At 68.3% G+C, this 17,783-nt stretch carries 18 protein-coding genes; 13 read left to right on the forward strand and 5 right to left on the reverse strand.

Annotated elements, in window-relative coordinates:
* Positions 1 to 99 precede the first annotated feature (99 nt).
* The 4 genes from ABZV44_RS20575 to ABZV44_RS20590 all read left to right on the forward strand — a co-directional run bounded on the left by ABZV44_RS20575 (position 100) and on the right by ABZV44_RS20590 (position 3,903).
* A complete protein-coding gene (locus tag ABZV44_RS20575; protein ID WP_354838324.1) occupies positions 100 to 1,068 on the forward strand; it encodes an SPFH domain-containing protein in 969 nt (322 codons plus the stop codon).
* Between the two features lie 428 nt (positions 1,069 to 1,496).
* Positions 1,497 to 1,823: a hypothetical protein gene (locus ABZV44_RS20580; RefSeq protein ID WP_354838327.1), complete on the forward strand. Its 327-nt coding sequence runs from the start codon at positions 1,497 to 1,499 to the stop codon at positions 1,821 to 1,823.
* Between the two features lie 14 nt (positions 1,824 to 1,837).
* Positions 1,838 to 3,328 (forward strand): RNB domain-containing ribonuclease, encoded by a 1,491-nt coding sequence (locus ABZV44_RS20585; RefSeq protein WP_354838330.1) that lies wholly within the window; start codon positions 1,838 to 1,840, stop codon positions 3,326 to 3,328.
* The gene (locus tag ABZV44_RS20590; RefSeq protein ID WP_354838333.1) at positions 3,325 to 3,903 is read left to right on the forward strand and encodes a Uma2 family endonuclease; all 579 of its coding nucleotides are present in this window, start codon (positions 3,325 to 3,327) and stop codon (positions 3,901 to 3,903) included. The genes ABZV44_RS20585 and ABZV44_RS20590 overlap by 4 nt, the downstream gene beginning before the upstream one ends.
* Before the next feature lie 54 nt (positions 3,904 to 3,957).
* Here ABZV44_RS20590 and ABZV44_RS20595 read toward each other — a convergent pair whose 3' ends face one another.
* Positions 3,958 to 5,205, reverse strand: coding sequence for an ROK family protein (locus ABZV44_RS20595; protein WP_354838336.1), 1,248 nt, complete (start codon positions 5,203 to 5,205; stop codon positions 3,958 to 3,960).
* A gap of 155 nt (positions 5,206 to 5,360) precedes the next feature.
* On the opposite strand from ABZV44_RS20595, the gene ABZV44_RS20600 reads away from it, so the two are divergent.
* From ABZV44_RS20600 to dgoD, 8 genes are read left to right on the forward strand one after another with little or no spacing between them, the layout of a single operon-like run.
* On the forward strand, positions 5,361 to 6,410 hold the full coding sequence (locus ABZV44_RS20600; protein ID WP_354838339.1) for a substrate-binding domain-containing protein: 1,050 nt from the start codon (positions 5,361 to 5,363) through the stop codon (positions 6,408 to 6,410).
* Entirely contained in the window at positions 6,401 to 7,912 is a 1,512-nt protein-coding gene (locus ABZV44_RS20605; protein ID WP_354838342.1) for a sugar ABC transporter ATP-binding protein, read from the forward strand. Before ABZV44_RS20600 ends, ABZV44_RS20605 begins: the two co-directional genes overlap by 10 nt.
* 6 nt (positions 7,913 to 7,918) lie before the next feature.
* Positions 7,919 to 8,986, forward strand: coding sequence for an ABC transporter permease (locus ABZV44_RS20610; protein WP_354838345.1), 1,068 nt, complete (start codon positions 7,919 to 7,921; stop codon positions 8,984 to 8,986).
* Positions 8,987 to 9,002: 16 nt separating this feature from the next.
* Positions 9,003 to 9,959 (forward strand): SMP-30/gluconolactonase/LRE family protein, encoded by a 957-nt coding sequence (locus ABZV44_RS20615; protein ID WP_354838348.1) that lies wholly within the window; start codon positions 9,003 to 9,005, stop codon positions 9,957 to 9,959.
* A gap of 55 nt (positions 9,960 to 10,014) precedes the next feature.
* A complete protein-coding gene (locus ABZV44_RS20620; protein WP_354838530.1) occupies positions 10,015 to 10,611 on the forward strand; it encodes a bifunctional 4-hydroxy-2-oxoglutarate aldolase/2-dehydro-3-deoxy-phosphogluconate aldolase in 597 nt (198 codons plus the stop codon).
* Positions 10,608 to 11,687 (forward strand): sugar kinase, encoded by a 1,080-nt coding sequence (locus ABZV44_RS20625; RefSeq protein ID WP_354838351.1) that lies wholly within the window; start codon positions 10,608 to 10,610, stop codon positions 11,685 to 11,687. Before ABZV44_RS20620 ends, ABZV44_RS20625 begins: the two co-directional genes overlap by 4 nt.
* A gap of 17 nt (positions 11,688 to 11,704) precedes the next feature.
* On the forward strand, positions 11,705 to 12,460 hold the full coding sequence (locus ABZV44_RS20630) for an SDR family oxidoreductase (RefSeq protein ID WP_354838354.1): 756 nt from the start codon (positions 11,705 to 11,707) through the stop codon (positions 12,458 to 12,460).
* Complete coding sequence (gene dgoD, locus ABZV44_RS20635) at positions 12,457 to 13,602, forward strand: galactonate dehydratase (RefSeq protein ID WP_354838356.1); 1,146 nt, start codon at positions 12,457 to 12,459, stop codon at positions 13,600 to 13,602. Before ABZV44_RS20630 ends, dgoD begins: the two co-directional genes overlap by 4 nt.
* 1 nt (position 13,603) lies before the next feature.
* On the opposite strand, the gene ABZV44_RS20640 is transcribed toward dgoD, so the two are convergent.
* Positions 13,604 to 14,521, reverse strand: a complete 918-nt coding sequence (locus ABZV44_RS20640; protein WP_354838359.1) for a DUF4436 family protein — start codon at positions 14,519 to 14,521, stop codon at positions 13,604 to 13,606.
* A 123-nt stretch (positions 14,522 to 14,644) separates the two neighbouring features.
* On the opposite strand from ABZV44_RS20640, the gene ABZV44_RS20645 reads away from it, so the two are divergent.
* Entirely contained in the window at positions 14,645 to 15,298 is a 654-nt protein-coding gene (locus ABZV44_RS20645) for a TIGR00645 family protein (RefSeq protein ID WP_354838362.1), read from the forward strand.
* 62 nt (positions 15,299 to 15,360) lie between these two features.
* Here ABZV44_RS20645 and ABZV44_RS20650 read toward each other — a convergent pair whose 3' ends face one another.
* From ABZV44_RS20650 to ABZV44_RS20660, 3 genes are read right to left on the reverse strand one after another with little or no spacing between them, the layout of a single operon-like run.
* A complete protein-coding gene (locus tag ABZV44_RS20650) occupies positions 15,361 to 16,257 on the reverse strand; it encodes a CHAD domain-containing protein (RefSeq protein ID WP_354838365.1) in 897 nt (298 codons plus the stop codon).
* Entirely contained in the window at positions 16,258 to 17,214 is a 957-nt protein-coding gene (gene pip / locus ABZV44_RS20655) for a prolyl aminopeptidase (protein WP_354838368.1), read from the reverse strand. It lies immediately after the preceding gene.
* Positions 17,214 to 17,687 carry a hypothetical protein gene (locus tag ABZV44_RS20660; RefSeq protein ID WP_354838371.1) on the reverse strand — a complete coding sequence of 158 codons (474 nt, stop codon included), beginning with the start codon at positions 17,685 to 17,687 and terminating at the stop codon, positions 17,214 to 17,216. Before ABZV44_RS20660 ends, pip begins: the two co-directional genes overlap by 1 nt.
* Positions 17,688 to 17,783 lie beyond the last annotated feature (96 nt).

A 17,783-nucleotide genomic window follows, 5' to 3' on the forward strand; every position in this document is an offset into this window, starting at 1 on the left:
CGGGGTTGTTATCTCGTCGCAGGGGCGATCTTCCGGTGCAATGATGGAGGCACGCCATCGGATTTCCGGTGGAGCGGAAATAGTTTCGCGGAGCGAACAATGGATGTTCTGTATCTGTTGGTGGGTTGGCTCGCCGCCTTTGCGGTGATCGCCGGTATCGGACTCGCGGCCGGGGTCCGGGTGGTCACGCAGTACGAAAAAGGGGTGGTATTCCGGCTGGGGCGGGTGCGAGCGGTGCGGGAGCCGGGCATGCGGCTGCTGATTCCGGGCGTGGACAAGATGCAGAAGGTCTCCATGCAGGTGATCACCATGCCGGTGCCCGCGCAGGAGGGGATTACGCGTGACAACGTGACCGTCCGCGTGGATGCGGTCGTCTACTTCCGGGTCATCGATCCCATGCGTGCGCTGATCGAGGTGCAGGATTATCTGTTCGCGGTCGCGCAGGTGGCGCAGACATCGCTGCGCTCCATCATCGGCAAGAGCGAACTGGATGATCTGCTGTCCAATCGCGAACAGCTCAACAAGGGCCTGGAGCTCATGATCGACAGCCCGGCCATCAACTGGGGCGTGCACATCGATCGCGTCGAGATCAAGGACGTCGCGCTGCCGGATGCCTTGAAGCGCTCCATGTCTCGCCAGGCCGAGGCCGAACGCGAACGCCGCGCCCGCATCATCTCCGCCGAGGGCGAGCTGCAGGCGTCGGAGAAGCTGGCGGCGGCCGCGGCCAATATGGCCCACGCCCCGGCCGCCCTGCAATTGCGCTTCCTCGAAACCGTGGTTCAGGTTGCGGCGGAAAAGAATTCGACCCTGGTGCTGCCGTTCCCGGTGGAACTGCTGCGCTTCCTGGAACGCAGCGGGCGCGCGCCCGCCCCGGCAGCCGGATCGGAAACCGCGCCCGAGCAACCGGCCGCCGAGCCGTCGGCCCTGGAGCCCGCCGCCCTCGGCGAGCTGATGGCCGCGCTCGCCCAGCCCGGCATCCGGGAGGCACTGGCGGCACTGGAACAGCCGGGTGCGCAGGCGAAGACGAACGCGGCCGGGGGCCCCGGCCGCGGTGAGGAGTCGGCGTAGCGCGGGCACCGGGTCCGAGCGCGTCCGGCGGCAAGAGGTGAGGAAACAATCATGTCGGGTCTGATTCAGCCGGCGGCCATCGTGGTGCTGTTCGGTATCGCATACGCATTCAAACTCTTCAGCGCCAAGTTCCCGGACGGGCTGCGCGGAAAGTAGGCTCCGCGACCACGGGCGGGGAAATGGCCGGCGGGAGAGCGGCGTGAGCGACGCCGCTCTCCCGTTCGCGTGCGCGGACCGACGGGTTGGATGAGAATTGCGACGCGCCACACGGCGTGTAGCGGCGCGGCTCGGCGTGTCGAGCGGGTTATCTGCTCCGAACTGGCACCGAACGTGATCGACGTCATAAAGTGTTGCGCGTTGGAAAGTTCCGTTGCGGTCCGCAACGGGGCGAAGGGCTCAACAATCGTCGGAAAGCAGGTCTCGTCTACATGCGAATTGCTCGCAAACTGGCAGTCGGTGCGCTTCTCGCTGCCGCCGCTACCGCTGTGCTGGGTGCCGGTTCCGCCTCGGCGGCCACCGTGACCCCGCTGCCGGGTGGGGTGCAGGTCGATCTCACCCCCGCGGACACGGTGTGGGTGGCGCAGACCCACATCGGGCAGGCGATCGCGGGCCTGCCGCATCCCTCGGCCGCGTCCTTCGGGGAGGCTCTGGACTCGGCGGCCGCGATGTCGTCCCAGTACCCGGACGGTCGCGTGGTGTTCACCGTGTACGGTCCGTTCAACGAGCTGAACGGCACCATGCTGGCCCTGCAGTAGGGACAGTCTCCGCAGTGGAACTGCATCAGCGGATCGTGTCGGCGCCGGTGGACTTCGGCGTCGTCCGAGCTGAGTTCGGATTGGCCTCGGACTACCCGTCCGGGGCCGTCTCGGAGGCCCGCGACGCGGTGGACGCGTTCGCGGGCGCCCGGGTCGATCGGCGGGAGATTCCGCTGGTCACCATCGATCCCCCCGGCGCCATGGATCTGGATCAGGCGCTGTATCTGGAGCGCACCCCGGCCGGCGGATTCCTGCTCTACTACGCCATCGCCGATGTGGCCGCGATGGTCGTTCCCGGCGGGCAACTGGCTCGCGAATCCCTGGCTCGCGGCCAGACCTTCTACTTTCCCGATGGCACCGTCCCGCTGCACCCGCCGGTGCTGTCCGAGGGCCGCGCCAGCCTGCTGCCAGCCGTGGACCGCCCGGTCGCGCTCTGGACCATCGAGTGCGACGCGCGCGCCGTGCCCGTGCGCTACACGGTGACGCGCGCCCTGGTGCGCTCCCGTGCCCGACTCGACTATCGGGGTGTGCAGGCCGACGCCGACGCCGGCCGCCTGCACCCGTCCCTCGCGGCGCTGCCGGAGTTCGGCCGCCTGCGCGTCGCCGCCGGAATCGAGCGCGGCGCGATCACCCTGCGGCTGCCCGCGCAGATCGTGGTGCGCGACGGCGAGCAAACCGGAATCGATCATTGGCAGCTCGCCGTCGAACCGCGCACCGCCGCCGACGATTGGAATGAACAGGTCTCCCTGCTGGCCGGCATGTGCGCGGCCCGAATCATGCTCGATGGCTATAAATTGAACGGGTCCGGCAACCCCGATCACGTGGGTTTGCTACGCACCATGCCACCGCCCGCCCCGGCCGCCATCGAGTCGATGCGCCACACCGCCGCCGCGGTCGGGGTGTCCTGGCCGCGGGACGAGTCCGCTGGACGCATGCTGGCCACGCTGGATTGCAATACTCCCGCCGCCCTGGTGCTCATGTCCGAGGCCACCGGCCTGCTGCGCGGCGCGACCTACACCATCCTGAACGGCCAGGCCCCGGAAGCCTTGCAGCACAGCGCGATCGGCGCACCCTACGCCCACGTGACCGCCCCCCTGCGCCGCCTGGGCGACCGCTACGCCACCGAGATCTGCCTGGCCCGCTGTGCGAAAACCGAAGTCCCGCACTGGGTCCGCGACGGCCTCACCGCCGTCGCCGACACCATGCGCCGCACCGACGCCATGGCCGGCAAGGTGGAACGCGCCTGCGTAGACCTCACCGAGGCCACCGTCCTGTCCCCCCGCCTCGGCACCGACTTCGACGCCGTGGTCCTCCGCGAAGCCAACGCCACCCGCCCCGCCGAAATCTTCATCGCCGACCCACCCGTCCTCGCCAAGTGCACCGGCACGCCCCCGGAAGGCGGGACGGTGCGGGTGCGACTCGACGAGGCCGACCCCACGACCCGCACGGTCAGGTTCGGCTACCCCGCCGGACCAGCGCTTTCGATGCCATACTCGAACACATGACCGTCGAACCGTTTCCGCAGTGGTTGCGCCCGCCGCCGGGGGGATTCGTCGCCGAGGATCTGGACCGGTTGCCCGAGCTGCCGCCGCACACCGAGCTGATCGACGGAAGCCTCGTCTTCGTGAGCCCGCAAGCCCAATTTCACGCGCTGGCCGTCAGCATGCTCGAAATGGCGCTGCGGCGCGTTGCACCCGCTACGGTCCGGATCCGGCGTGAGATGACGGTGACGTTGGATCACAATCAACGGCCGGAACCAGATGTGATCGCCGTGCGTGCCGATCGTGCCGGTGGCGCCGAACTGACGACATACCAAGCCGACGATGTCGTGCTGGCCGTCGAAGTCGTCTCGCCGGAGTCGCGGTCGCGGGATCGCGAGCGCAAGCCCCAGCTGTACTCGAAGGCCGGGATATCGCATTTCTGGCGCGTCGAAAATGTCGACGGGCGTCCGGTGGTGTACGTCTATGAGCTCGATCCGGCCACAAGTACATACGCGCTCACCGGAATTCATCACGATCGGCTTCAGCTGACCGTGCCGTTCGAGATGGATATCGATCTCACCGAGATCGACCTTCTCTGACCGTGTCTCGACCTGAGGCATGAGGCGGTAACCAACGGCGGGGCACGGCCGTGGTCAGGCCGGTGTGAGAGGTGGGGTGTCGGTGCGGCGGGCGCGGCGGGCGGCCACCGAGCCGAAAGTTTCTCGGTCGGCGAGGAATCCCTCGAGGGCGAAGGTTGCCGCGCCGAGGCTGGAGGGGTTGTGGGGGAGGGTGTCGAGTTCGAGGGTTACCGCTGCGAAGGGGTCGGACATGGCGTGGTGGGCGGCGGCGCGGCGGGTTGCTTCCAGTAGTGGAGTGCCGAGGTGGCGGGCGACCAGGTCGCCGAAGACCATGCGGCGGGGGTTGAAGAGGTTGACCAGGTTGGCTATGGCCACGCCCAGGTAGTGGCCGGTCTTTTCGATTACGGCGTGGGCGGTTTCGTCGCCGCGGGCGGCGGCGGTGGCCACAGCCGCGATGGTGGTGGCGGCGTTGTCGGCGAGAAGGTCACTCGCGGAATCGATTTCGCGGAGTGTCGCGGCGATTCCGGGGGCGCTCACATAGGCTTCGACGCAGCCGTTGCGGCCGCAGGTGCAGGGCCGGCCGTCGAGGACCAGGTTGGTGTGGCCCCACTCGCCGGCGCTGTTGGTGACGCCGCGGTAGAGCATGCCGTCGATGACGACGCCGATGCCGACGCCCGCCCGGAGGGTGACGACGATGAGGTCGTCGACATCGCGGCCGGCGCCGAACCAGAGTTGTGCCGCGGTACTGGCTTTGAGCGGATTGTCCAGGTACAGGGGATACGGTAGCCGCTGTTCGAGCAGGGTTTTGAGGGGGACGTCGTGCCAGTGCCAGTACGGTGAGAACACCGACTTCCCGGTCTCGGGTTCGACCAGGCCGGGTACGCTCAGGCCGATGCCGAGCACCTTGTCGGCATCGCCTGCCATGACCTCCTCGATGCCCTCCGCGATGAGCTCGACGATGTCGTCGGGCGTGGTCGCGGCGGGATCGACCGGGATCTCACTCGACCGCAGCACCGACATCGCGAGGTCGAAAACGTCCACGTGGATACTGGTTTCGGCGATATCGACGCCGATCAGCCTGCCGCGGTCCGGATTGATCGCGAGCTGGGCGCGCGGCCGTCCGATTCCCGCTGCCTCGTAGCCGAGTTCGGCGAGCACCCCCACGTCCAGGAGTTCGGCGATCATATTGCCGACCGTCGCGAACGACAGCCCGGTGGCCTGTGCGATCTCCTGCCGGCTGGTGTGCCCCGCCGCGGCGTACACCGCCTGCAGTACGCAGAACCTGTTGCGGCGCCTGATATCCCGCGCGGTCAACTGGTACACGGCCTCGCCCACTCCTTTCGCTGCTGCCCGCGAAGATACCCGAGCCTTTCGCGAGACTACTTCTGCCAACACTATTTACAACAGTTATCCGAAGTCCTACTGTAACCGGCATCACTACCGATGCCTACTGTGTGGCAGATCACCTAGGAGTGCTCATGTCCTGGACCCACCGACGCCGATGGACCAGCGCGCTGGTCTGCGGAGCCGCTCTGGCCCTGGCCGCGACCGCCTGCTCGTCGGGCAAGGATTCCGGCTCGAACGACGCAGGCCCGCAGCACACTTCGGGCACGATCAACCTCGTCTACGCCCAGAAGCAGGGCGACCAGGAGTACTTCATCGGCGAGGCCGACGGCGCCAAGGCCAAGGCCAAGGAACTCGGCGTCGACCTGAAGGTGGTGAACCTCGGCAATGACGCCAACAAGGCGGTCACCGAGGTGCAGAACGCGGTGAACCAGAAGGCCAATGGCGTCATCGTGGTCGTCCCGGATCCCTCGGTCGGCCCGCAGGTCGCGCAGCTGGCCAAGTCGGGCGGCGTCGCCCTGCTCACCTCCGACGACCAGGTCTGCACCAATGGCCCGGATCCGTCCTCCTGCACCAAGGACAATCTGGTGCCGCGCGTCGGATTCAGTGGCACGCAAATGGGAACCGAGGTCGGCACCCGCGCGGGCGAGGACTTCAAGAAGGCGGGCTGGAAGGCGGAGGACACCGCGATCGTCGACGCCTGGAAGCAGGACGTGACGGTCTGCACCGATCGGGTGAAGGCGAATCAGAAGGCCTTCAAGGACGCTTCGGGCGCCGACGTCAAGGTGATCGAGGTCGGCACCGACAACACCCCGTCGGACGCGCAGAACAAGATCTCCGCCACCGTCGCGGGCAATCGCTCGGTCAAGAACTGGATCGTCATGGGCTGCAACGACGAGAACGTCAGCGGCGGTGTCGCGGCCATCCAGAACGCGGGCTACTCCGCCGACAATGTGCTCGGCGTCGGCCTCGGCGCGTATCTGGCCTGCAAGGAATGGCGCGGCGGCAAGCCCACCGGTTTCAAGGCGGCCCTGTTCATCAATGGCAAGGACGTCGGCGCGCTGGCCGTGCAGACCATGTACGACTACCTGAAGAACGGAAAGTCCATGCCCGCCGAGGCCTTCGCCCCGACCAAGATGGTGGACGCCACCAACTGGCAGCAGGCAGGCGTCACGTGCAGCTGACGGGACTGCGGGTCTCCGGGCTCACCAAGGGCTTCGCGGGCGTGCCCGCGCTGCGCGAGGTGAGCCTGGACTTCCCCGCCGGAATGGTGACCGCGCTGATGGGGGAGAACGGCGCGGGTAAATCCACGCTCATCAAGATCCTCGGCGGTGACCATCGTCCCGACAGCGGCACCCTCGAACTCGACGGTGTGGCACTGGAATTGGCGAGTCCCGCGGCCGCGCGCGCCGCGGGCATCCGGGTGATCGGCCAGGAACCGGAGATCGTGCCGCATGTCTCGGTCGCCGAGAACGTCTACCTCGGCGCGCTGCCGCGCCGCGCGGGCCGGCTGCTGGATCGCGCGGCACTGCGGGCCCGCGTGCGCGCCGATCTCGCCCGGCTCGGCTTCGACCGGGATCTGGATCCGGACACCCTCGGCTCGAAACTGACTGCGGCACAACGGCAGTTGGTGGAGATCATGCGGGCGCTGACCACCGACGCCAAGGTCATCGCCTTCGACGAACCGACCTCCTCGTTGTCCGATCACGAGACCGAATCACTGTTCGCGCTGATCGGCCGCCTGCGCGACCGCGGCCTCGCGGTGATCTACGTATCGCACCGCATGCGGGAGATCTTCCAGCTGGCCGACCGGGTGGCCGTGCTGCGGGACGGCGCGCTGGTCGGCGTGCGCGATACCGCCGGCACCGACGATCAGGAGATCGTGCGGATGATGGTCGGCCGCGATCTGTCGACGGTGTTCGCGCGCAAGCATTCCGAACTCGGGCGGGTGCTGCTCGAGGTGGACCACGTGACCACCGACGATGTGCGTGACGTGAGCCTGCGGGTACGCGCGGGTGAGGTGGTGGCGCTGGCCGGGCTGGTCGGCGCGGGCCGCTCCGAGCTGGCGGGCGCGCTGGCCGGGGACCTGCCGATCCGGTCCGGGGAGGTGCGGATCGACGGCACCCGGGTGCGGCTGCGCCAGCCGCGCGACGCGGTCAGGGCCGGAATGGGATACGCGCCCGAGGAACGCAAGGCGCAGGCGCTGCTGCTGCATCGTGGTGTGCGCGACAATATTTCGCTCGCCATGCTGGATCGCCTGCGGCACTGGCGTTTCGTGCGCCGCGGTGCGGAACGCACGCTGGCGCTCCGGTACGTCGAGTCACTGCGGGTGCGGACGCCCTCGATCGAGCAGGAGGTGCGCAAGCTCTCCGGCGGTAATCAGCAGAAGGTGGTGCTGGCGCGCTGGCTGGCCCGCAAACCCAGCGTGCTCATCCTGGACGAACCCACGCGCGGCGTCGACGTGGGCGCGAAGATCGAGATCTACCACATCATCGAGGAACTGGCCGAGTCCGGTGTAGCGGTGCTGGTCATCTCCTCGGAACTCCCCGAAGTCCTCGGCCTCGCCGACCGCATCGTCGTCATGCAGCAGGGCCGCGTCACCGGTGAACTGGACCGCGCCGACGCGAGCGAGGAGGCCATCCTCGCCCTGGCCATGGCTGACGACCTGACCGCGCAGCGACCTTAGGAAATCATGACCGACCAACGAATCGACATGAATACGGAGACAGCGGTTTCCGCGCCGACGCCCGTGTTCGCCCGCTACCTCGGTAGTTTGACCGCACTCACCCCGCGCCGGGTGGTCCGGTTCATCGGCACCGGCAATCTCAGCCTGATCGGCGCGCTGGTCGTGGTCGTGGCGATCTTCGCCTGGCTCAACGACGGCTACCTGGATCCGCGCAATATCGCCGGAATCGGTGACGCGGTCACGGTTTTCGGGCTGCTCGCCGTCGTGCAGACCGTGGTGATCATCTGCGGCGCCCTGGATATCTCGGTCGGCTCGCAGGCGGGTGTCGCCTCGGTCGTCAGCGCCATGGCCTTCACCTCGGCAGGGAGCAATGCCTTCGCCGGGATCCTGGCCGCGATCGGTGTCGGACTGGTGCTGGGCCTGGCGAACGGCATCATCATCGTCTACGGCCGGGTCAACCCCGTCATCGCGACGTTGGCCACGCTGGCCGCGTACAAGGGTCTGGCCCAGTTGATTTCGGGCGGCAAGGCGCAGGGCTTCGTCCTCGACAACGATGTGTTCATCTTCCTGGCGCGCGGCAAAATCCTCGGGCTGCCGGTGCCGGTGATCGTCCTCGGCCTGGTCGCGTTGGGCGTGCACGTGCTGCTGAAGTACACCGACATCGGACGCAACATCTACGCCATCGGCGGAAACGACACGGCCGCACGACTTTCCGGCATCAACATCAACAAGTACCTGATCGCGGTGTACATGCTGGCGGGCGTGGTCGCGGCCATCGCGGGCATCATCCTGACCGCCCGCACCGGATCCGGCCAGCCGGTCTCCGGTAGCGAGGGCCTCGAACTCAAGGCGATCACCGCGGCGGCGCTGGGCGGCTGCGCCCTCAAGGGCGGCAAGGGCACGGTCGGCGGTACGCTGCTCGCCGTCATCCTGCTCGGCGCGCTGGACAACGGCCTGAACGTGGTGGGCGTCAATACGTTCTGGCAGAACGTCGCCCAGGGCTCGCTGCTGGTCGCGGCCGTGGTGATCCAACAGCGGCGCAGCGGCGAACGCGCCGTCGGATTGCCCACATAGCGGGCCGGAGCTCACCATGAACACTCTCAGGGCACACGTGTGCGCACCCCCGCCCGGCCGCCTGTGCGAGGGGCCCGTCTGGGACCCGCGCACCGGGGAACTGCTGTGGGTGGACATCCGCGGCGGTCACATCCACCGCGCCACCCTGACCGGCAGCACCCCCGACCTCGCCCCCCGGGCGACCATCAGCCTCGACCCGCCGGTCAGCGCGGTACTGCCGTGCGCCTCCGGCGGACTGCTGGCGGCGATGGGAGACACCATCTTCCGCGTCGACAGTTCTGTTGCCGCTGAGCGCTCGTCCGAGAAGTCTCCGGGCGGAACATTCGCTCAGGCACTCAGCCCGGTCGTCACCCTGCCGCTCCCGGACGACGGAGTGCGCCGTCGCCTGAACGACGCCAAGGTCGACCCGCGCGGCCGGCTGCTCGTGGGCACCATGGCCGAATCCGACGACGGGGCGGGCAGCGCCGGCCTCTACCGCCTCGATCCGGACGGCACTCTGATCACCCTCCGCACGGGCGTGACCATCTCCAACGGCCTCGGCTGGAGCCCCGACGGCCGCACCCTCTACTACGCGGATAGCCCCACTCACCGCGTGGACTTTTTCGACTACGACCTCGACACCGGAACCCTCAGCGAGGGAAGGTCATTCGCGCGCTTCCCCGACGGCGAGCCGGACGGCCTGACCGTGGACGCCCAGGGCAACGTCTGGATCGCCGTCTGGGGCGCAGGCCAAGTCCGCGCCTTCGACCCCTCCGGCAACCTCCACACCACAGTCGAAGTCGGGCCCTCCCAAGTCTCGAGCTGCGCCTTCGCCGGACCCGACCTGGACGTTCTGGTGATAACCACCGCGGCCGAGGGTGGAGCCGCACGAGAACCCGGCGCGGGCCGGCTGTTCGCCTGTGTCCCCGGAGTGATCGGCCTGCCTTCGACGCCGTTCGCAGACGAGAGGCTGGTCCACGCCGATGGCCGATGACACACCGCGGACCTCGCCCGCCGGCGCAGAGGCGGATCCGATATTCGCCGACCCGTTGCGGGGGGAAATTCCGATCATCGCGATTCTGCGCGCGCCCAGCGCTGACAGGTTCGCGGAGGTGACCGCTGTTCTGCATGAATCCGGAGTCACCGCGGTCGAATTCACGCTGACGACCGCCGGGGCGTTGGATGCCGTCCGTGAATGCGCGGGCATGGCGCATCCGATCGGAGTCGGCACCGTGCTCACCGCAAAGGATGCGGCGCTCGCGGTCGAGGCGGGGGCCGCGTACCTGATCACCCCGGCGGTGATCGAGGAAGTGATCGTCGAGGGCCGCCGGCTCGGTGTGCCGGTGGTCTCGGGTGCGTTCACGCCCACCGAGATTCATCGAGCCTGGACGGCGGGAAGCTCCATGGTCAAGGTGTTTCCGGCCGCCGTCGGCGGACCGGGATACATCAAAGCTGTTCGTGCGCCGTTGCCCGATATCCCGCTGGTGCCCACCGGTGGAATCGGGCTCGGTGCGGTCCGCGCGTATCTGGATGCGGGGGCCGCGGCACTGGGGATCGGATCGCCGCTCATCGGGGACGCTTGTGCCGGTGGCGATCTCGACGCGCTGCGGGAGCGCGTGCTCCTCGTTCGGGACCAGCTGTCATGAGGGGCGGACTGGTAACGCTCGGGGAGGCGCTCGGCGTGGTGGCGGCGACCGACCCCGGTCCGCTGGCCCCCGGCGCGTCCATGCGGATGGATTTCGCCGGGGCGGAGGCCACCGTCGCGGTCGGCGTGCGGCGGCTGGGGCACGAGAGCGCGTGGATCGGCAGTCTGGGCGCGGACGCCGTGGGCCGGATGATCCTGGAACGCTTGCGCGCCGAGCAGGTCGACGTCTCGCACTGCCGCATCGATCCGGAACTACCCACCGCGCTGATGCTGCGCGAACGCCGCACGGCCGACCGGACCCGGGTCACCTACTACCGGCGCGGGCTGGCGGGTTCCCACTTGTCGGTGGACGAGGTCGACACCGCCCGGATCGCCGCCGCGGGCGTCCTGCACATCACCGGAATCACTCCCGCCCTGAGTGATTCGGCGCGTGCCGCGGTGGATTCGGCCGTCGGCATCGCGGTCGATGCGGGCGTGCCGGTGTCCCTGGATGTCAACTATCGCCGTGCGTTGTGGACGCCCGCCCGGGCCGCCACGGAGCTGGCCGAGCTGGTATCGCGGGCCGACATCCTCTTCGCTGGACTGGACGAGGCGGCCCTGCTTCTGGGGGGTGAACGCTCCGACGCGCCGATGGGCGGCTCGAATACACCGACTATTTCGGTGAAAAACATTGTCGGCCAGCGCATTGCGCCGGGCGTCTCGGTGGGTGCACGAACCACGGCGCAGCCGGGGCCGGACGTGGCGACGGAGGACCTGGTGTCAGCGGCCGAATCGCTTGCGGTCCGGGGCCCCTCGGAAATCGTGCTCAAGCTCGGGGCCGGCGGGGCGGTGGCCTGGGCCGGCGGGGCGTTTCTCCGCGAGGGCGCGGTGCCGGTGACCGCGGTCGATCCCATCGGTGCCGGGGACGCGTTCGTCGCCGGGTATCTGGCGGGACTGCTGGACGGCGGATCTGTGTCGGAGCGTTTGCGATTGGCGTCCATCTGCGGTGCGTTCGCGGTCTCGGTGCCGGGGGATTGGGCGGGGCTGCCCTATCGGGACGAGCTCGGGCTGCTCGACGGGGCCGATGTTCAGCGATGAGGACGAAGGGGAAGAGCATGTGTCGTCTGACGGATCGGGTCGCGGTCGTTACCGGGGCGGCCTCGGGGATCGGGGCGGCCACGGCGCGGCGGCTGGCCGCCGAGGGGGCGGCGGTCGTCGTCGCGGATATCGATCAGGTCGGTGGGCGTGAGGTGGCGGAGAAGATTCGGGCGATGGGGGCGCAGGCCGAATTCCAGTGGTGTGATGTGACGCTCGAGGAGTCGTGGGACGCGTTGCGGGCGCGGGTGAACGATCGGTTCGGGCCCCTGGATTTCCTGTGCAGCAATGCTTCTCGGCAGGCCATCGTGCCGGCGCACGAGTTGAGCAGGCGGCAGTGGGACGACGGGCTCGCGGTCAATCTGACGCCGCTGTTCCTGGGCGTGCGGGCATTCATCGACGACCTGCGGGCCCAGCGTGGCAATGTGGTCGCGGTATCCAGCGTGCACGCCCAGTTCGGGCTGCCCGGGTATCCGGTCTATGCCGCGGCCAAGGGCGGGCTGACCGCCCTGGTGCGGCAGCTTGCGGTCGAGTACGGGCAGGACCGAGTGCGGGTGAATGCCGTGCTGCCGGGGCCCATCCTGACGCCCGTGTGGGACGACGTGGATGCCGAGGGGCGCGAATTATCCGCTCGGGCAACGGTGCTGGACCGGCTGGGCGCTCCGGAGGAGGTGGCGGCCGCAGTCGCCTTCCTCGCCTCCGACGACGCCTCCTTCATCACCGGCGCGAACCTGGTCGTCGACGGTGGCTGGAGCGTGCGAAAGGAATCCCGGTGAAGATCACCGCACTCACCACCTACCTGGTCGCGCCGCGCTGGTGCTTCCTGCGCATCGACACCGACGAAGGCGTCACCGGCTGGGGCGAGCCCGTGATCGAGGGCCGCGCCCACACCGTGGCCGCCGCCGTCGAAGAACTGTCCGACTACCTCGTCGGCAAGGACCCGATGAGCATCGAGGCACATTGGCAGACCCTCACCAAGGGTGGCTTCTATCGCGGCGGACCCATCCTGTCGAGCGCGGTCGCGGGCATCGATCAGGCCCTGTGGGACATCACCGGCAAGGCGCTCGGCGTACCGGTGTGGCAGCTGCTCGGCGGTGCGGTGCGCGACCGGATCCGCGTCTACAGCTGGATCGGCGGCGACCGCCCCGACGATGTCGCGGCCACCGCGCTGGAGCGAAAGGCCCAGGGCTTCAGCGCGATCAAGATGAACGCCTCGGCCGAACTGGAGCCGATCGACACGCCCCGAGCGACCCTGGACATCGTCGACCGGGTGGCCGCCGTGCGGGAGGCGACCGGCGACGACTTCGATATCGCCGTCGACTTCCACGGCCGCCTGTCCGTCGCCATGGCACGGCGCGTGCTGCCCTTGCTGGAGCCGTACCTGCCGTTGTTCGTCGAGGAACCGCTGGTGCCGGAGGCCGGTGACCGCCTCGGCGAGATCACCAGCGGCACAGCCATTCCCATCGCGACCGGCGAGCGGCTGTATTCGCGGTGGGACTTCCTCCCGGTGCTCGATCGCGGTGTCGCCGTGGTGCAGCCGGACCTGTCCCACGCGGGCGGCATCTCCGAGGTCCGGCGCATCGCCGCACTGGCGGAGGCCCGCGATGTCGCCCTGGCCCCGCACTGCCCGCTCGGTCCGATCGCCCTGGCCGCCTGCCTGCAGGTCGGCTTCGCCACCCCGAATCTGCTCATCCAGGAGCAGAGCCTGGGCATCCACTACAACACGGGCTCCGACCTGCTCGACTATCTGATCGACCCAACGGTTTTCGACTACCGCGACGGCTACGTCGGCCTGCCGCGCGAACCCGGCCTCGGCCTCCGCATCGATGAGCGTGCCGTCGCCCGCGCCGCCGAGGCCGGGCACCGCTGGCGCAATCCGATCTGGCACCGCAGGGACGGTTCGCTCGCCGAATGGTGAATCACCGCTGCGGCGTGAGCATTCGGAATTGATCGGTCGGATGCTGGGTGGCAGCTTCTACCTCGCGTTCCTTCGCGATTTCGACGCGGTAGCCGACGATCACGGTGCCCACCAGGGCCGCCGAGATGATGCCCTCCGCGATGAAGAACGATGTGAAATCGATGATCGACCCGATCGGTGCACCACCCGGCACCGCATTGCGCAATGGCACCAGCGCGAAAAGCAGTGCGCCCATCATGGATACGGCCGGAAACATCAGACCGCGCTTACCGGCCAGGACGTAATAGCAGGCGATGGCCGCGGCCAGGGCCAGACCCAGCATGAGGATCATGATGAACAGGGCGAAGGTCAGCGACGGGACGGACCGGGCGGCGTGCAAGCCGAGATCGATGCCGTTGTCGGCGCCCGATTCCGGTTGCTCGCTCACCGCGAACAGCGTGTCTCCGCTGGCCACGGTAGCGGCGGTGGGCAGGCGCCGGTCGCCGCTGAACACATCGAAGGCCAGCACCGCGTCATAGGCGTCGAACGGGTAGTCGGTGAGCGTTCCCTCCACCACGACCTTCACCTCGGCCGCGGAAATCGGTTCGCCCGCTTTGATTTTGATTGGATCGGCCTTGAGCGCCGAGGTGTAGATGACGGTGTCGGCGGCGAAATTGCCGTTCTTGTCCGCCAGCGCGCCACGCGGGGTGGCCAGTACCTCGACGGTGGTGGTCTGGGTGACCGGGTCGATCTTGGCGACCCAGATGCCCAGATCCACCCGATCCCTGACCGCCGTATTGCCGAAGGGATGCGAGGCCTCCGCCCGCGTCCGGCCCACCTCGTAGGTGGACAGCGCGAGCACCAGGCCCACGATGAGCGCCGCCGCGATCGCGACCAGCCACAGCGGGCCGCGGCGTTTCTGCTGAATTCCGTGTTGCACGCGGCGAACCTATCGGCGCGCACATCAACGATCGATCAGGAAGACATCAATTCCCGAGCGGCGCGCACGGCCGTGATCGATTACTGATCGGTGCTTGATTTCGCGCGTGCTGTATTGAGTCCCATGGCTTTTCCATACCCGAACGCGAATTCCCCCGAGGCCGCCCAGCAGCGCAGTCTGGGCTATTTCATCTTCCTCAGCCGCTGGCTGCAGCTACCCCTGTACCTGGGTCTGATCGTGGCGCAGGCCGCGTACGTGTGGCAGTTCCTGCGCGAGCTGTGGGATCTGGTGCACGGGCTGTTCGCCGACGGCAATGTCGAGACCAGCATCATGCTGTCGGTACTCGGGCTGATCGACGTGGTCATGATCTCCAACCTGCTGATCATGGTGATCGTCGGCGGCTACGAGACCTTCGTGTCGCGCCTGCGCATCGACGGGCATCCGGATCAGCCGGAGTGGCTGGCACAGGTGAACGCCAATGTGCTGAAGGTGAAGCTGGCCATGTCCATTGTCGGCATCTCCTCGATCCACCTGCTGAAGACGTTCATCTCCATCACCACCGACACCGATCCGGGCGCGCACAGTGCGCGCTACCTGTGGCCGGTGCTCATCCACCTGGCATTCGTGGTTTCGGCGGTGCTGCTGGCCTGGATCGACCGCATCATGCCGCACGCCGCACACAAGGAGCACCCACACGGGGAGTCGGCCGCCGCGGCCCAGAGCGCACCTTCCGGCGGGTGGGCGCACGAGGATCACGCGGCCTTCCGCAGCAACTAGGCACGGACGACACCGCTGGTCATTCCGCCTGCGCGCGACCGGGATCCGCCCGGGGGCAGCGCTCAGTCGAGCGGGCGGTGCCGCAGGAATTCGGCGGCGTCGGGGTACTCCTCGAGCGCCTTGGCCGCCGCTGCCTCCTCGGCGTCGCAGAGCCGCTGATAGCCGGACTCGCCGGCGTCGGTGGCATACGTGCGCAAGGTTTGCAGAGCTTCCACCGCGTCCCGGTGATCGCCGAGCACCGTCTGCAAGCGCTTGGCCTTCTTGCCGAGCTCGTCGGCCGGTTCGCCCAGCACCGCGGTCGCGGCTTCGGCCGAATAGCGCAGCCGCTTGGCGGCTTTGCGGATGTCGTGCAGATGTGCGACGCGTTCGTCCCCGGACAGGCCCGGTTCCGTGCGCACCAGACGGTGTAGGTCGCGGAAGTCATGGCGCAGGACTGCGGCGAAGACCTGCTTGGCGGGCTCGTCGGCGCGCGCGGCGCGTAGCGGGGGATCGGCGATCAGACCGTGGAGCCGGTCGAGGAGGGCGTGATAGCGGCGGCCGCCGAAAGCCTCGACCACAGCCCGGTGCGCACCGGCGTAGATCCGCCGCTCGTCGGCGACCAAACGTGCGCCGAAATCCTTTCGCGGAGTGGTCTTCTCACCCAGCGGCACGGTCTGCTCGTCGAACGGCACCCCGGTGTCGCCGAGCAGCGCGGCGAACCGTTCGGCCCGCACCTCGGCGTCGCGCGCCACCCCGAGCAGTCCGGCCAGCCAGCGCAATTCATCGGTGATCTCGCCGACCGGCTTGCGCCGCAGCACCCGGCGGTAGGACTTGAGGACGCTGCGCAGTCGCCGGGTGGCGACCCGCATCTTGTGCACCGAATCCGGAAGGTCCTGGCGCACATCGGGTTCGGCGGTACACAGCCGGTCCACATCGGCGGCTACGGCGTCGACCAATGCGGGACCGGCTGTGGTACTCATCTACATCCTGTACTTGTCCGTGGCCTCCACCAGATGGTGGGTGATGCCGGGTTCGAGAGCGGCGTGGCCGGCGTCGGGCACCAGGTGCAATTCCGAACCGGGCCAGGCCCGATGGAGATCCCAGGCGCTGGTGGCCGGGCACACCACGTCGTGGCGGCCCTGCACGATGACGCCGGGAATGTGGGCGATGCGCCCGATGTCGCGCAGCAGCTGCCCCTCGTCGAGGAAGCCGTGATTGACGAAATAGTGGTTCTCGATGCGTGCGAAGGCCAGCGCGAAGCGCGGGTCGGCGGTTTCGGCGACCCGTTCCGGGTGGGGCAGCAGGGAACTCGTGGCACCCTCCCAGGTGGACCACGCGACGGCCGCGTCGGTGGCAAGGGCGGCATCGGGGGAGTGCAGCAGGCGGTGGTAGACCTCGATCAGATCCTGCCCGCGTTCGGCTTCCGGCACCGGCGCCAGGAACTTCTCCCACTCATCGGGGTACACGTACCCCGCGGAGCCATTGTAGTACCAATCGATTTCCTTGCGCCGCAACAGGAATATCCCGCGCAGCACCAGTTCGGTGACCCGGTCCGGATGGGCCTGCGCATAGCTCAGCGCCAGCGTCGAACCCCAGGAGCCGCCGAACACCAGCCACTGCTCGACGCCGAGATGCGTTCGCAGCCTTTCGATATCGGCGACCAGATGCCCGGTGGTGTTGTGCTCGAGGCTCGCCCCGTCCGCGATGTGCGGCGTGGACCGGCCGCAACCGCGCTGATCGAACAGGACGATGCGGTATGCCTCGGGATCGAAGAACTGGCGGTGATACGGCGACGTGCCGCCACCGGGGCCGCCGTGCAGGAAGACCGCCGGCTTGCCGTCCGGATTCCCGCTCACCTCGTAATAGAGCCGCTGACCGTCGCCGACGTCCAGCATGTCCTGCTCGTAGGGCTCGATCGGCGGGTAGAGGGTGCGCATCAGCCGGCCGCCAGGCCCGAGGCCAGATCCGGGATCTCGATCGCGGAGAGGGCCTGATCGCGCACATCCGGACAGGCCTTGGTGGTGACCTGGTCGACCAGGCCCCGATTGCTCGGCAACTGCAGCAGGAAGCCGTTCTGGGTCGCCCACTGGATCACGGTCGCGTTCAGCGAGATCTTGTCCATGGTCGGGGTCTGCACCCGCCAGTCCGACAGTTGCGGCCGGATCAGGTCGCACAGCTGCTTGGCCGCCTCGTCGGAGACGGTCAGCCCCGAGCCACCGCCCGCCGACGTGGTCGGTCCGCCCGTGGTGGTCGGCTTGCCCGGCGTCGAGGAGAGCGGCGAGGAGGAGCCCTGCGGCTGCGTCGAGCCCGTCGAGGAGTTGCCCCCGCAGGCCGCGGTCAATGCGACGGTGGCCACCGCCACGACCAGTAGTGGCGCCCGCCGAATCCAGCGACTCGTTCCACGATCCATGAACTTCCCTTTGGTCGATCCAGCTCGTTGGCTTCCGAGTCTGCCACCAAAAGTTCGCAATGGACCGAGATGATCGGCAGCGAATAGATTTCAATA

Origin of the sequence: Nocardia sp. NPDC004860 (genome assembly GCF_040609015.1) — a bacterium.
In the GTDB taxonomy this organism is placed as follows: domain Bacteria; phylum Actinomycetota; class Actinomycetes; order Mycobacteriales; family Mycobacteriaceae; genus Nocardia.